This window comes from Streptomyces sp. NPDC054783, from assembly GCF_053611725.1.
In genome coordinates, this window is sequence record NZ_JBSHAY010000002.1 from 508,546 (window position 1) to 521,946 (window position 13,401).

The window sequence follows — 13,401 nt, forward strand, 5'->3', positions numbered from 1 at the left end:
TAGGACGTCCGTATGGACCGGCGGTAGGGTGACGGGCATGGGACACCGTGAGGATCTGCTCGAAGGCGCCAAGCGCTGCCTGCTGGAGAAGGGGTTCCTGCGTACGACCGCGCGGGACGTCGTCAAGGAGTCGGGGACCAACCTGGCGTCCATCGGCTACCACTACGGGTCGAAGGACGCGCTGCTGGTGCAGGCGTACATCTCGCTGATCGAGGGCGTGGGGGAGCGCTTCGATCCCAGCCTCGGCGGGAAGGTGACACAGCCTCCCGGATCCCTGGAGCGCTTCCAGGAGGTGTGGACGAGCATCATCCGTACGGTGCCCGAGTCGCGGGCGATCTGGATGCTGAGCTTCGAGCTCATGTTCCAGGACGACGACCGGATCACGGAGGTGCGCAAGCTGCTGGCCGAGGCGCAGAAGGAGGGGCGCTCGGGGCTGGTGTCCCTGTTCAGCGGCATCCCGGAGGCCGATCTCGGCGAGGAGGCCACCGAAACCGAGGGCCGTTTCTACATGACCCTCCTCAACGGCCTCATGGTCCAGTGGCTCTTCGACCCGGACTCGGCCACCTCCGCGGAGCAGCTCACCGAGGGTCTCCGGCGGATCGTCGGGGGGACCACGGCGGGCTGATCCGGCCCTCCCGTATGCGCGCGACCGCCGACCGAGGAGTTCGGAGGTGTCGTAGCCCAGCTCACCGATCGTCGCCCCGGAGCCGGGGGACGGCCACATCGCCGCCCACCGGCCCGACGGCCCGCACACTCCGGGCACCCTCACGGAGGCCCTCACCGCGCTCACGGGTGCGCGTGACCGCGCCGCGGACCGGCTGCCGCGCGGACGGCGCCGCTGATGGCTGACCGGGTTACGTTGGGCGGGCCGAGGGGTGCTCCCGGGGTGATGAAACGCCGGCTCGGGTGACGGGCGGCGGCCGGCCTCACAGCCGCGCCCCCTTCAGCGCCATGTGCAGCAGCAGCCGGTCCTCGCCGTCGTCCAGGTCCAGGCCGGTCAGCTGCTCGACCCGGGAGAGGCGGTAGTACAGGGTCTGCCGGTGGATGCCCAGTTCGGCGGCCGTACGGCCGGCCTGGCCCGCGCAGTCGAGGTAGACCTCGGCGGTGCGGGCCAGTTCCCGGTGGGCGGGGGAGAGGAGCGGGCCGACCACGGGATCGTGCGCGGCCTGCGGTGGCAGCACGGTCAGCAACCGGTACGGCCCGATCCGCGCCCACTCCGCGACCGGCCCGAACCGCGGCTCGGCCAGCGCGGCACGCGTGGCGGCGACGGCCTCCTGCCAGACCGTGCCCAGCTCGGCGAGGCCGCTCCGTGGATCACCGACCCCGGCGGCGCATCCGGCGCCCCCGGCCGCTCCGAAGGGTCCCGCGGCCGCCCGCGCCCCGGTCCCCCGCGCCACGCCACCCACCGCCGCCACCCCGGCCCCGGCTCCAGCCCCGGCCCCGCGTGCCCCTCGTCCCATCGCCACCCCGGCCTCTCCCCCCGCCCCGGTCCCGGCGCCCCGCGCCGTTCCTCCCGCAGCCCCGGCCGCCTGCCCCGCTCCTCCTGATGTCCCGGACCCGCGCCCAGCTCCGCCCGTAACTCCTGCCCCACCGGTAGCTGCTGCTCCCCCGGCGACACCTGCTCCCCCGGCAACACCTGCCCCGCCAGCAGCTCCTGCCCCGCGCGCCGTTCCTCCCGCGGTCCCGGCCCCCCGCCCCGCTCCCTCCGAAGCACCGCGACCCCCCTCGGCCTCCTTCAGCAACCGTGTGGCCGCCGTCAGCGCAGGGGTGGTCACCTCCGTGGTCCGCAGGCGTACCAGTAGCGCGAGGGTCTGCTGCGACGTGCCCCAGGGGAGGGTGCACAGCGCGAGGGCGTGGGGGATCGTGCGGGCGGCGGGGGCGTCGTCGGGGTCGGCCGAGGGCCAGGGGGCCACGCAGACCAGGGTGAGCGGGCCGTCGGCGCGGGGGCCGAGCGCGGTGCGCAGCTCCGCCACCGCCATGTCCTGCTGCCAGCCGCGCTCGGCGGTGAGCACCGCCCGCAGCTCCCGGCTCAGCCCGGCCCCGGCCTCCGCCTCGTCCGCGAGCAGCGCACCGATCCGGCCCGCCACCTCCATCGCGGCGGTCAGCTGGGCGTCCGTCGGCCCGGGATCGCCGTCCAGGAGCCAGACGTAGCCGAGGACGACGCCCCGATGGCGTACCGGGAGGCAGATACGGCCGCGATACACGCCCGCCTCCGGACTCGGCGGGATCCGTACCGGGCCGGTCGCGCGGGTGATGCCGAAGCCCTCGAACCACGACCGGACCGTGGCCGTGGAGCGCCGGGTCAGGATCGAGCGGGTGCGCACCGGGTCGAGTGCGGAGGGATCCAGATCGCCCTCGCTGTCGTACGCCCCGAAGGCGATCAGCTCGAAGTCGCGGTTCTCCAGGGTCGCCGGGGCCCCGAGCAGCTCCGAGATCTCGTCCACCAGCTCCTGGTAGTCACCCTTGAACGCCTTGAAATCCGCCGCCACTCGGGCATTCTCCCTCATTTTCCGGCGGCCTTCATACACTTGTCTGAGATCCCGTGCAGGAATGCGTGACAGCTGTCGATGGCCCACGATCGGAGAGATCCTTAGGTTTCACGGTGGTTCTCCGTGCCGTACCCGAATCGTTGGGTCATGGCCGATTTGATGCTTGCCTGTGGAGGTGCCCCGTGCTGGGTCCCGTGATTCTCGCCGCGTCGCGCAGCGACCGGATGCGACGCCTGATCTCGGCGGCCCCGGTGACCAAGCAGGTCGTCGACCGCTTCATCCCCGGCGAGACCGTGGCCGACATCGTGCCGATCATCAAGGACCTGACGGCCAGGGGCCTGGAGCTGACGATGGACGTCGTCGGCGAGGACATCACCACCCCCGAGCAGGCCACCGCCGCCCGGGACGCCTACCTGCTGCTGATCGGTCACCTCAAGGACCTGCAGCTCGGTGAGCGGGTCGAGATGTCGGTCAAGCTGTCCATGTTCGGCCAGGCGCTCCCCGGCGGCCACGAGCTGGCCCTCGCGAACGTCCGCCCCGTCGTCGAGGCCGCCGCCGCCATCGGTACGACCGTCACGCTGGACGCCGAGGACCACACCACCCTCGACTCGATGTTCGCCATCCACGAGGAGCTGCGGAAGGACTTCCCGCAGACCGGCTGTGTCATCCAGGCCTACCTCTTCCGCACCGAGGCCGACGCCCGCCGCCTCGCCGCCGCCGGCAGCCGCGTCCGCCTGGTGAAGGGCGCCTACAAGGAGCCCGCCGAGGTCGCCTACCAGCAGAAGCACGAGATCGACAAGGCGTACGTCCGTATCCTGCGGATCCTGATGGAGGGCGAGGGGTACCCGATGATCGGGTCGCACGACCCGCGCCTGATCGCCATCGCCCAGGAGCTGGCCCACAAGGCCGGCCGCAAGCTGGACGAGTACGAGTTCCAGATGCTGTACGGCATCCGCGGCGACGAGCACCTGCGCCTGGCCGCCGAGGGCCACCGCATGCGCGTCTACACCGCGTACGGCACAGACTGGTACGGCTACTTCATGCGCCGTCTGGCGGAGAAGCCCGCGAACCTGCGCTTCTTCCTCCGCTCGATGGTCAGCAAGGGCTGAGTCCGAACACCCGCTCACGTACAAGGAGTCAAGGAACCTATGGACGCTGTGACCCAGGTCCCCGCCCCGGTCAACGAGCCGGTGCACGGCTACGCCCCCGGCTCGCCCGAGCGTGTCCGGCTGGAGGCCAAGCTCAAGGAGCTGGCCGAGAACCCGATCGACCTGTCGATGACCATCGGCGGCGAGAAGCGGATGGGCGGTGGCGAGCTGTTCCAGGTGGTCCAGCCGCACAACCACAAGGCCGTCATCGGCACCGGCCGCCACGCCACGCAGCAGGACGCGCAGGACGCCATCGACGCGGCCCTCGCCGCCGCGCCGGCCTGGCGTGCCATGTCCTTCGACGACCGCGCCGCGATCATCCTGCGCGCCGCCGAGCTGCTGGCCGGCCCCTGGCGCGAGACGATCGCCGCCTCCACCATGCTCGGCCAGTCGAAGACCGCGCAGCAGGCGGAGATCGACAGCCCCTGTGAGCTCGTCGACTTCTGGCGGTTCAACGTCCACTTCGCCCGCCAGATCCTCGCCGAGCAGCCCCCGGCGAACTCCCCGGGCGTGTGGAACCGTCTCGACCACCGTCCGCTGGAGGGCTTCGTCTACGCGATCACGCCCTTCAACTTCAGCGCCATCGCGGGCAACCTGCCGACGGCCCCCGCCCTCATGGGCAACGTCGTCGTCTGGAAGCCGTCCCCGACCCAGACCCACGCGGCCGTGCTGCTGATGCAGCTCCTGGAGGAGGCGGGCCTTCCCAAGGGCGTCATCAACCTGGTCACGGGCGACGGCATCGAGGTCTCCAAGGTCGCCCTGGTCCACCGCGACCTGGCCGGCATCCACTTCACCGGTTCGACCAAGACCTTCCAGTACCTGTGGAAGACGGTCGGCAACAACATCGAGAAGTACCGCTCGTACCCGCGTCTGGTCGGCGAGACCGGCGGCAAGGACTTCCTGGTCGCCCACCCGAGCGCCGACCGCGCGGTGCTGAAGACCGCCCTGACCCGCGGTGCCTTCGAGTACCAGGGCCAGAAGTGCAGCGCCACCTCCCGCGCCTACGTCCCGGCGTCCATCTGGAACGCGGGCTTCAAGGAGGAGTTCGCCGCCGAGGTCGACTACCTCACCATGGGTGACGTCACCGACCTGTCGAACTTCATCGGCGCCGTGATCGACGACCGTGCCTTCGCCAAGAACAAGGCCGCGATCGACCGTGCCAAGCAGGACCCGGCCTGCACGATCGTCGCGGGCGGCAGCTACGACGACTCGGTCGGCTACTTCGTCCGCCCGACCGTCGTCGAGTGCTCCGACCCGGAGAACGAGGTCTTCCGCACCGAGTACTTCGGCCCGTTCCTCGCCGTGCACGTCTACGAGGACGACAAGTACGACGAGATGCTGACCCAGATGGAGTCGGTGTCCGACTACGCCCTCACCGGTTCGGTCATCGCGGGCGACCGCGCCGCGGCGGCGTACACGATGGAGAAGCTCCGCTACGCGGCGGGCAACTTCTACATCAACGACAAGTCGACCGGCGCCGTCGTCGGCCAGCAGCCCTTCGGCGGCGGCCGCGCCTCCGGCACCAACGACAAGGCCGGCGCCCCGCAGAACCTGCTGCGCTGGACCCTGACCCGCGCCATCAAGGAGACCCTGGTCCCGCCGACCGACTACTCCTACCCGCACATGGGCTGACCCCCAGCCCCCTGAACACGGGCCGGCAAGCCTGACCTCTGAGCAGGCTTGCCGGCCCGTTCCCATCCACGGACGGTCCTTCCCCACGGCACCCGTTCCAGCGGTCGGGTGAGACGATGGCGCCATGGTCATCCGAGTGCGTCTCGCCCACACCGCCGACCTCGAACCCGCCGAACTCGACGCCGCCCGTGCCCTGTTGGACGAGGCGTTCGACGGTGGCTTCTCCGACGAGGACTGGAACCACGGGCTCGGCGGGATGCATGTGCTCGTCCGTGACGGGGGCGGGCTCGCCGCGCACGGGTCCGTGGTGATGCGGCGGATCCGGCACCGGGGGCGCTGGCTGCGCACCGGGTACGTCGAGGCCGTCGCCGTACGGCCGGACGCGCGGCGCACCGGGCTCGGCGGGCGGGTCATGGCCGAGGTGGAGCGGGTGATCGAACGGGCCTACGACCTCGGCGCGCTCTCCGCGAGCGAGGAGGGGGCCCCGCTGTACGCCGCCCGGGGCTGGCAGCAGTGGAGGGGGCGGGTGCACGCCCTCTCGCCGGACGGGATCGTGCGGCTGCCGGAGGAGGAGGGGGGTATCTACGTGCGGCCCGCGCTCGCCGGACCGCTGGACCCCGGCCGGGAGCTGGTCTTCGACTGGCGGGACGGAGACGTCACCTGATGCTACGTCAGCCCGTCCCGCGCACCAGGACCTTGCCCGTGTTCCCGCCGCGCAGCATCAGCAGGAACGCCTCCACGATCCGCCCGAACCCGTCGACCACCGTCTCGTCCGCCGCCAGCGTCCCGCTGCGCAGATGCGGTACGGCGAAGTCGTACAGCTCTTCCTGCGCGTCCCGGTGGTCCTTCACCAGGAAGCCCTCGATCCGCAGGCTCTTCTCCACCACGTCCGCGTGGTCGAAGAGGACGGGCGGGGCATCGGGGGTGTTGTACTGGCTGATCGTGCCGACCCGCACCACCCGGCCCCACTCGCGCAGCGCGCCGATCGCCGCGCCGAGCTGCTCCCCGCCGACGTTGTCCACGAAGACGTCGATGCCGGTGGGGGCGGCCCGGGCCAGCAGGCCGGCGGCCGGGGCCGTGCGGTAGTCGAAGGCCGTGTCGTAACCGACCTGTTCCGTCAGGTACTTCACCTTCTCCTCGGTGCCCGCGCTGCCGATCACCCGGCCGGCGCCGAGCAGCCGGGCGAAGCGGCCGGCCGCCGTGCCGACCCCGCCCGCCGCACCGGAGACGAACACGTCCTCGCCCTCGCGCAGCCGGGCGATCCGGGTCAGGGCGACGTACGCCGTCAGGCCCGTGCCGCCCAGCACGCTCAGATACGCCGACAGCGGAACGCCCGGGTGGTGCGGGAGCCGGCGGACCTCCTCGGGGCGCACCACCGAGTGCGTGCGCCAGCCCAGGCGGTGGAAGACGATCTCGCCCTCCGGCAGCTCCGGGGTACGGGAGGCGGTGACCCGGCCCAGCGTGCGGCCCTCCAGCGGGGCGTGCAGCGCGAAGTCCCCGTCCATCATCTCGCGGTGGTACGGGTCCACGGACCACAGCAGGTTCTCCACCAGGGCCGTGCCGGGGGCCGGCTCGGGCACCGGGGACTCGGCGAAGCGGAAGTGGTCGGCCGTGGGGAAGCCGGTGGGGCGGGCGGTCTGCTGCACGGTGAGCGCGATCTCGGTCATGACAGGGGACGCTAGGGAGGAATGCGGGGCGCGGGCAGGGGGTTGGGCTCATGGAACGCGCCGATCCATGAAGCGGTCTCATGAACGCAGGTGGGAGCCCCGAATGACAGCGGTCGACCTTGCCCCGCAGGAGCTGAGGATCCTGGTCGCGGTGGCCGACGAGGGTGGGTTCTCCGCCGCGGCCGCCCGGCTCGGGGCCACCCAGTCCGCCGTCTCGCACGCTGTGCGCGGCATCGAGCGGAAGCTCGGGGTCGTCCTCTTCGAGCGCGGGCGGTTCGGTGCCCGGCCGACGCCCGCGGGGGAGCGGGCGGCGGCCCATGCACGGCGGGTGCTGCGCATGCTCCAGGCACTGGCCGCCGACGTCCGCGGGGCGGACACCGGCGAACTCTCCGGGCCGCTGCGCATCGCCGCCTTCCGCAGCGCCGCCCTGCATCTGCTGCCGCCCGCCCTGGAACGGCTCGCCGCCCGGCACCCCGGCATCGAGGTGACCGTCACCGTCGTACGGGAACTGGGCGCCGGCACCGCGGGCGAGGTCGCCGCCGGGCGGGCCGACCTCGGGATCGCCACCCTGAGCGGACCGCCGCCCGCCGGACTGGTCGGCGGGGCGCTGCTTGAGGAGCCGTACTCCCTGGTGCATCCGGCCGGGCACCCCGACCCGCGCACCCTGCCGCTCGTCGACTGGGCCGAGAACTGCGGTTCCTACACCCGCGCCTGGTGGGCCGCCCAGGACTGGATCCCGGCGGCGACGGTCAAGGCCGAGGACGACGGCGCGGTGCTGTCGATGGTGGGCAGCGGGCTCGGCATGGCGATCATGCCCGCGCTGTCCCTCACCGGGGCGCCTCCCGCCGTCGCGATCACCGACCTCGGGCCCGAACGGCCGTACCGCTCCGTCGGTTACGTCACCACCCCGGAGCTCGCCGCCACCGCCGCCGTACGAGCCATGATCCGCAGCCTTCGCTTCCTGGGCGCACCCTCACCCGAACGCACGAAAGCCCAGCTCAGAGCGGTGTGACGCGGTCCACCGTCTCAGATAGTAGGAAGTCCGAGTAGTTGTGCAGACAGAACCGGGCCGCTCCCTTAACTTTGTAGGAGCCGAACGTCTCGCTCGATCAAGCGAACGGCGGTCGTGAGCCGGGCCCGGTGCAGGCAACCCCTGCGGCCCTTCGGCTCCCCGCCCCTTCTGGGGGTCCCCCCACGCCCTTTAGGCAGTGGGGGAGTCTCGCAATCTCTCATTGCCGTGCTCCGTGTTTGCCGAAGGAGTCGATTCCCATGGCCGAGACGACCGTCCGCCGCGTCCGCCACGTGACCCGCGCGAGCGAGTCCGACCGCAAGAATGCCGCCGCCGCCCTCCAGCGTGCCCTCGACCGCCGCGACAACGGCGGCGAGACCGGCCACTGAGCTCTCGTCCGACGCCGTCCGGGCCGTCTCCCGCCGTCCAAATGGTGGACGGGCCGTGTCATCACCTGGGACGAGGAGTAGGGTGCCCGCATGTCTCGCAGCATCGATCTCGCAGTGATCCCCGGAGACGGCATCGGACAGGAAGTCGTGTCCGAGGGTCTCAAGGTCCTCTCCGCCGTCCTGCCCGGGGACGTGAAGCTGGAGACCAAGGAGTACGACTTCGGCGCCAAGCGCTACCACGCCACCGGTGAGACCCTCACCGACGCCGACCTCGACGCGCTGAAGCAGCACGACGCCATCCTGCTCGGCGCCATCGGCGACCCGTCGGTGCCGTCCGGTGTCCTGGAGCGCGGCTTCCTCCTCAAGCTCCGCTTCGCCTTCGACCACCACGTCAACCTGCGCCCGTCGAAGCTCCTCCCCGGCGTCGCCACCCCGCTCGCCGGCCAGCCGGAGATCGACTTCGTCGTCGTCCGTGAGGGCACCGAGGGCCCGTACACCGGCAACGGCGGCACCATCCGCAAGGGCACCGAGCACGAGGTCGCCACCGAGGTCTCCGTCAACACCGCCTTCGGTGTCGAGCGCGTGGTCCGCGACGCCTTCGCCCGCGCCCAGGCCCGCCCGCGCAAGAAGCTCGCGCTGATCCACAAGAACAACGTGCTGACCTTCGCGGGTCACCTGTGGACCAACGTCTTCAACAAGGTGGCCGCGGAGTTCCCCGAGGTCACCACCGAGTACATGCACGTCGACGCGGCCACCATCTACCTGGTCACCCAGCCCGAGCGGTTCGACGTGATCGTCACCGACAACCTCTTCGGCGACATCGTCACCGACCTCGCCGCGGCCGTCTCCGGCGGTATCGGCGTGGCCGCGAGCGGGAACATCAACCCCTCCCGCGAGTTCCCCTCGATGTTCGAGCCGGTCCACGGTTCCGCGCCCGACATCGCCGGGCAGGGCAAGGCCGACCCCACCGCCACGGTCCTGTCCGTCGCCCTGCTGCTGCGTCACCTCGGCTACGACAGCGAGGCCGACCGCATCGACGCGGCGGTCGCCGCGGACCTGACCGAGCGCGCCGCACTGGGTACCCGCAGCACTTCGCAGGTCGGCGACGCGCTCGCCGCCCGAGTAGCCGGCTGACCCGGCGCTCACCCACGAGAAGCCGCCGGGTCGGACGACCACCCGGCGGCTTTCCCATGTCCCCGCCGGGTGCCACCATCGACCCCTGGGCCGCTTTCACCCCCATTCCTTCCGCCGCGGGCCCCGCGCGATAATCGGACGCGGAGCCGCGGTATGAGGGAAAGCTCGGACGTCCTAACACTGGCAGGTCACAGTGACGGGGCGTGAGCGCGGCCCGTCACGACAACCGGTGAAGGACACATCACTCATGACGACGCCCACGATCGAGCTCAAGCCCTCCGCCAGCCCCCTCGCCGCCGCAGAGCGCGAGGCGATCCTGGCCAACCCGGGGTTCGGCCGCCACTTCACCGACCACATGGTGACGATCAAGTGGACCGAGGGCCGCGGCTGGCACGACGCCCAGCTCGTCCCGTACGGCCCGATCTCCCTCGACCCCTCCACCCACGTCCTGCACTACGGCCAGGAGATCTTCGAGGGGCTGAAGGCCTACCGCCAGTCCGACGGCTCGATCGCGCTGTTCCGCCCCGAGGCGAACGCCCGCCGCTTCCGCAACTCCGCGCGCCGCATGGCCATGGCCGAGCTGCCCGAGGAGCTGTTCATCGCCGCGCTGGACGCGCTGCTCGCCCAGGACGCCGACTGGGTTCCGGCGCACGGCGGCGAAAAGTCCCTGTACCTGCGCCCGTTCATGTTCGCCACGGAGGCGGCGCTCGGCGTGCACCCGGCGAACGAGTACCTGTTCATGCTCATCGCCTCGCCCTCCGGCGCCTACTTCGCCGGTGGCGTCAAGCCGGTCACCATCTGGGTCTCCGAGGACCACGTCCGCGCCGTCCCCGGCGGCACCGGCGACGCCAAGACCGGCGGCAACTACGCCGCCTCGCTGCTGCCGCAGGCCGAAGCCGCGGCGCACGGCTGCGACCAGGTCGTCTACCTCGACGCGGTGACCCGCACCAAGGTCGAGGAGAGCGGCAGCATGAACGTCGCCTTCGTCTACGGCGACCGGATCGTCACCCCCGCCCTGACCGGCTCGATCCTGGAGGGCATCACCCGCGACTCCCTGCTCCAGGTCGCCCGCGACCTCGGCTACACCGCCGAGGAGGGCGTGGTCACCCTGGAGCAGTGGCGTGCGGACGCGGCCTCCGGCGCGCTCACCGAGGTCTTCGCCTGCGGCACCGCCGCCGTGGTCACGCCCATCGGCCACGTCAAGACCAGGACGGACGCGTGGACCCACGGCGACGGCACCCCCGGCCAGGTCACCATCCGCCTGCGCGAGGCCCTGCTCGGCATCCAGCGCGGCGTGACGGAGGACAAGCACGGCTGGATGCACAGGATCGGCTGAGGTCCGCTTCACCGGCCGCCCGACGGGAGTGAATGGTGCGCGCGTTCGAGGCGTACCACCACTCCCGTCCGGGTATCCACCCCTTCCGCGGGGGAGCGTGCCCCCGCGGACACGCATCCGGGGTGACACCCGACACGGGGGAGGGGCGCACGTGAACGCTTGGTCTCCGGTGCCACGAATGCGCTGGTTACTGCGCGCGTTACGGACCCCGCGCCGCCCGCAGAGCCTCACCGCGCTGGCGGCCCTCACCGGCTGCGCCGGCCTGCTGCTGTGGACCGCGCACGGCATGGACGCCTACCAGCAGAACCTCGCCCTCAACCTCGGCACCGACCTCGTCGGCGTGGTCACCACCGTGTTCGTGATCGGCCCGCTGATCTCCCGCGCCCAGGAGGGCCGGGTGCGTGAACACACCCGGCTGGACTACGAGTGGTTCGCTTCCCAGGTGCACGGCGCCACGGCCTGCGTGAAGGTGCTGGACACCTTCTCCAACCTGTTCGGGCCGCAGTTCTCCGAGCGTCTCTTCCGGGGGATCAAGGCGGCCACCGCGCACGGGTCGCGGGTGCAGATCCTGCTGCTGGACCCCGACTCGCTCGCCGTCATCCTGCGCGGCCGTGAACTGGGCGAGCAGAGCGCCGACATCCGCCGCGACATCATGCGCAACCTGCGCACCCTGGACCACTTCGCGCATCGCCTGGACGGCACCTCCCGCACCCTGCTCGAGGTCCGCCTGTGCCAGACGTCCCCCGGTGTGACGCTCTACCGCTGGGACGAGCGCTGTCTGGTCTCCTTCCTCACGGTGGGCCGGCTCTCCGGCGAGGGCGTCCAGCTGGAGGTCGCCGTCCGCTCCCCGCTCGGCACCTTCGTGGAGCAGCGCTTCGACGAGCTGTGGGGGCAGAGCAAGCCGATGGAGCACTTCACCCGGCTGCCGCTCACCCTGGTCGACGCCTCCGACGGCCGCCGGGAGTTCCGCTGCCCGTTCGTGTCCGTCGAGGACCGCCTGTACGTCGCCGGACCCGACCTGGTGTCGTACATGGCCCGGCACCGCCTCGACCAACTCTCCGCCTTCAGCGAGGTCTTGACCGTACCGGGTGGGCACGAGCTGATCGTGGTCGACGACGAAAGTCCGCTGCACGCCCTCCTCATCCAGCACTTCGCGGAGAAGTACGATGCGTCGGCGGCCGCCTTCGTAGAGCTGCGACCGCCGGTCCTGGTCACGGAATAGCGGACCCGGCACAGAATAGAGGCCCTGGCACAGATGAGTTCAGCGCTCCACCCCGCTTTGCACGCGAGACCCCGGTATCGCGCCTTCACCCCCCGTGACCTGGACGGACTGCTGGACCGGGTGTCCCTGCCGCCCGCCGAGCGGCTCGCCCTGCGGGCCGTGTCGGCGGTCCTGCCCTTCCGCACGAACTCCTACGTGGTGGACGAACTGATCGACTGGTCGGCCGTCCCCGACGACCCCGTCTTCCGGCTGACCTTCCCGCAGAGCGGCATGCTGCCCGCGCACGAACTGCGTCGGATGGCGGACCTGCTCGCGCAGGACGCGCCCGCCGCCGAGGTCCGGCGCGCCGCGCACGAGATCCGGATGCGGCTCAACCCGCACCCCTCCGGCCAGCTCGACGCGAACGTCCCCGTGCACGAGGGCCGCCGCCTGACGGGGCTTCAGCACAAGTACTCCGAGACGGTGCTGATCTTCCCGCGGCAGGGCCAGACCTGCCACGCCTACTGCACCTACTGCTTCCGCTGGCCGCAGTTCGTCGGCGAGTCCGAGCTGCGCATCGCCACCGACGACATCGCCGCCACCAGCGCCTACCTGCGCGCCCACCCCGAGGTGACCAGCACGCTCATCACCGGCGGCGACCCGCTGGTGATGAGCACCGAGGTGCTGCGCCGCTATGTGGAGCCGCTGCTGGCCATCGACACCGTCCGCTCGGTCCGGATCGGCACCAAGGCGCTCGCCTTCTGGCCGTACCGCTTCCTGACCGACCGGGACGCCGACGACCTGCTCCGGCTCTTCGAGAAGGTCGTCGCGAGCGGCCGCCACCTGGCGCTCATGGCCCACTTCACCCACCCGCGGGAACTGCGCCCGCCGGTGGTGCGGGAGGCGATGCGCCGGGTCCGGGACACCGGCGCCGTGATCCGCTGCCAGGGGCCGCTGGTCGCCGGGATCAACGACAGCGCCGAGGCATGGGCGGAGCTGTGGGAGGAGACGACCGCGCTGGGGGCGGTGCCGTACTACCAGTTCGTGGAGCGGGACACCGGCCCGCAGGGCTACTTCGGGGTGCCGCTGGCCCGCGGCCACGCGATCTTCCGGGACGCCTACGCCAGGGTCTCCGGGCTCGCCCGCACGGTGCGCGGGCCGGTGATGTCGGCGATGCCGGGCAAGGTCTGCGTGGACGGCATCGCCGAGGTGGCGGGCGAGAAGGTCTTCGTCCTCCACCTCATCCAGGCCCGCGACCCCGAGCTGGTCGACCGCCCGTTCTTCGCCGCGTACGACGAGGACGCGACCTGGTTCACCGACCTGAAGCCGGCGTTCGGCGCCGAGCGGTTCCTGCCGGGGCTGGAGGCGGGGTGACTGCCTGACCGAACCGCACCGG

12 protein-coding genes are annotated in these 13,401 nt (G+C 71.6%); 10 read left to right on the top strand and 2 right to left on the bottom strand.

The features are described from left to right. The first annotated feature begins 37 nt into the window (after window positions 1-37). Window positions 38-625: a TetR/AcrR family transcriptional regulator gene (locus ACWGJ5_RS06540; protein ID WP_453308656.1), complete on the top strand. Its 588-nt coding sequence runs from the start codon at window positions 38-40 to the stop codon at window positions 623-625. Between the two features lie 301 nt (window positions 626-926). On the opposite strand, the gene ACWGJ5_RS06545 is transcribed toward ACWGJ5_RS06540, so the two are convergent. Beyond that, window positions 927-2,507, bottom strand: coding sequence for a PucR family transcriptional regulator (locus ACWGJ5_RS06545; RefSeq protein WP_453308657.1), 1,581 nt, complete (start codon window positions 2,505-2,507; stop codon window positions 927-929). Between the two features lie 164 nt (window positions 2,508-2,671). On the opposite strand from ACWGJ5_RS06545, the gene ACWGJ5_RS06550 reads away from it, so the two are divergent. From ACWGJ5_RS06550 to ACWGJ5_RS06560, 3 genes are all read left to right on the top strand, one after another. Further along, entirely contained in the window at window positions 2,672-3,598 is a 927-nt protein-coding gene (locus ACWGJ5_RS06550; RefSeq protein WP_453308658.1) for a proline dehydrogenase family protein, read from the top strand. A gap of 39 nt (window positions 3,599-3,637) precedes the next feature. Further along, window positions 3,638-5,269, top strand: a complete 1,632-nt coding sequence (gene pruA, locus ACWGJ5_RS06555; protein WP_453308659.1) for an L-glutamate gamma-semialdehyde dehydrogenase — start codon at window positions 3,638-3,640, stop codon at window positions 5,267-5,269. Window positions 5,270-5,393: 124 nt separating this feature from the next. Then, window positions 5,394-5,933 (top strand): GNAT family N-acetyltransferase, encoded by a 540-nt coding sequence (locus ACWGJ5_RS06560; RefSeq protein WP_453308660.1) that lies wholly within the window; start codon window positions 5,394-5,396, stop codon window positions 5,931-5,933. A gap of 7 nt (window positions 5,934-5,940) precedes the next feature. Here ACWGJ5_RS06560 and ACWGJ5_RS06565 read toward each other — a convergent pair whose 3' ends face one another. Beyond that, complete coding sequence (locus ACWGJ5_RS06565) at window positions 5,941-6,936, bottom strand: zinc-binding dehydrogenase (protein ID WP_453308661.1); 996 nt, start codon at window positions 6,934-6,936, stop codon at window positions 5,941-5,943. 103 nt (window positions 6,937-7,039) lie between these two features. Between ACWGJ5_RS06565 and ACWGJ5_RS06570 the strand changes: the two genes are divergently transcribed. The 6 genes from ACWGJ5_RS06570 to ACWGJ5_RS06595 all read left to right on the top strand — a co-directional run bounded on the left by ACWGJ5_RS06570 (window position 7,040) and on the right by ACWGJ5_RS06595 (window position 13,379). Next, a complete protein-coding gene (locus ACWGJ5_RS06570) occupies window positions 7,040-7,948 on the top strand; it encodes a LysR family transcriptional regulator (protein WP_453308662.1) in 909 nt (302 codons plus the stop codon). Between the two features lie 257 nt (window positions 7,949-8,205). Next, window positions 8,206-8,334, top strand: coding sequence for a hypothetical protein (locus tag ACWGJ5_RS06575; protein WP_451554187.1), 129 nt, complete (start codon window positions 8,206-8,208; stop codon window positions 8,332-8,334). A 90-nt stretch (window positions 8,335-8,424) separates the two neighbouring features. Further along, entirely contained in the window at window positions 8,425-9,468 is a 1,044-nt protein-coding gene (locus tag ACWGJ5_RS06580; RefSeq protein WP_453308663.1) for a 3-isopropylmalate dehydrogenase, read from the top strand. A gap of 247 nt (window positions 9,469-9,715) precedes the next feature. Next, window positions 9,716-10,804: a branched-chain amino acid aminotransferase gene (locus ACWGJ5_RS06585; protein ID WP_453308664.1), complete on the top strand. Its 1,089-nt coding sequence runs from the start codon at window positions 9,716-9,718 to the stop codon at window positions 10,802-10,804. Between the two features lie 178 nt (window positions 10,805-10,982). Continuing rightward, a complete protein-coding gene (locus tag ACWGJ5_RS06590; RefSeq protein WP_453308665.1) occupies window positions 10,983-12,026 on the top strand; it encodes a hypothetical protein in 1,044 nt (347 codons plus the stop codon). 33 nt (window positions 12,027-12,059) lie between these two features. Then, the gene (locus ACWGJ5_RS06595; protein ID WP_453308666.1) at window positions 12,060-13,379 is read left to right on the top strand and encodes a KamA family radical SAM protein; all 1,320 of its coding nucleotides are present in this window, start codon (window positions 12,060-12,062) and stop codon (window positions 13,377-13,379) included. The last annotated feature ends 22 nt before the right edge of the window (window positions 13,380-13,401 follow it).

Excerpts from the sequence above, each read along its gene's own strand:
- ACWGJ5_RS06540 (WP_453308656.1), top strand. The coding sequence starts at position 38 with ATGGGACACCGTGAGGATCTGCTCGAAGGCGCCAAGCGCTGCCTGCTG.
- ACWGJ5_RS06545 (WP_453308657.1), bottom strand. The coding sequence starts at position 2,507 with ATGAGGGAGAATGCCCGAGTGGCGGCGGATTTCAAGGCGTTCAAGGGT.
- pruA (WP_453308659.1), top strand. The coding sequence starts at position 3,638 with ATGGACGCTGTGACCCAGGTCCCCGCCCCGGTCAACGAGCCGGTGCAC.
- ACWGJ5_RS06560 (WP_453308660.1), top strand. The coding sequence starts at position 5,394 with ATGGTCATCCGAGTGCGTCTCGCCCACACCGCCGACCTCGAACCCGCC.
- ACWGJ5_RS06565 (WP_453308661.1), bottom strand. The coding sequence starts at position 6,936 with ATGACCGAGATCGCGCTCACCGTGCAGCAGACCGCCCGCCCCACCGGC.
- ACWGJ5_RS06570 (WP_453308662.1), top strand. The coding sequence starts at position 7,040 with ATGACAGCGGTCGACCTTGCCCCGCAGGAGCTGAGGATCCTGGTCGCG.
- ACWGJ5_RS06575 (WP_451554187.1), top strand. The coding sequence starts at position 8,206 with ATGGCCGAGACGACCGTCCGCCGCGTCCGCCACGTGACCCGCGCGAGC.
- ACWGJ5_RS06580 (WP_453308663.1), top strand. The coding sequence starts at position 8,425 with ATGTCTCGCAGCATCGATCTCGCAGTGATCCCCGGAGACGGCATCGGA.
- ACWGJ5_RS06585 (WP_453308664.1), top strand. The coding sequence starts at position 9,716 with ATGACGACGCCCACGATCGAGCTCAAGCCCTCCGCCAGCCCCCTCGCC.
- ACWGJ5_RS06590 (WP_453308665.1), top strand. The coding sequence starts at position 10,983 with ATGCGCTGGTTACTGCGCGCGTTACGGACCCCGCGCCGCCCGCAGAGC.
- ACWGJ5_RS06595 (WP_453308666.1), top strand. The coding sequence starts at position 12,060 with ATGAGTTCAGCGCTCCACCCCGCTTTGCACGCGAGACCCCGGTATCGC.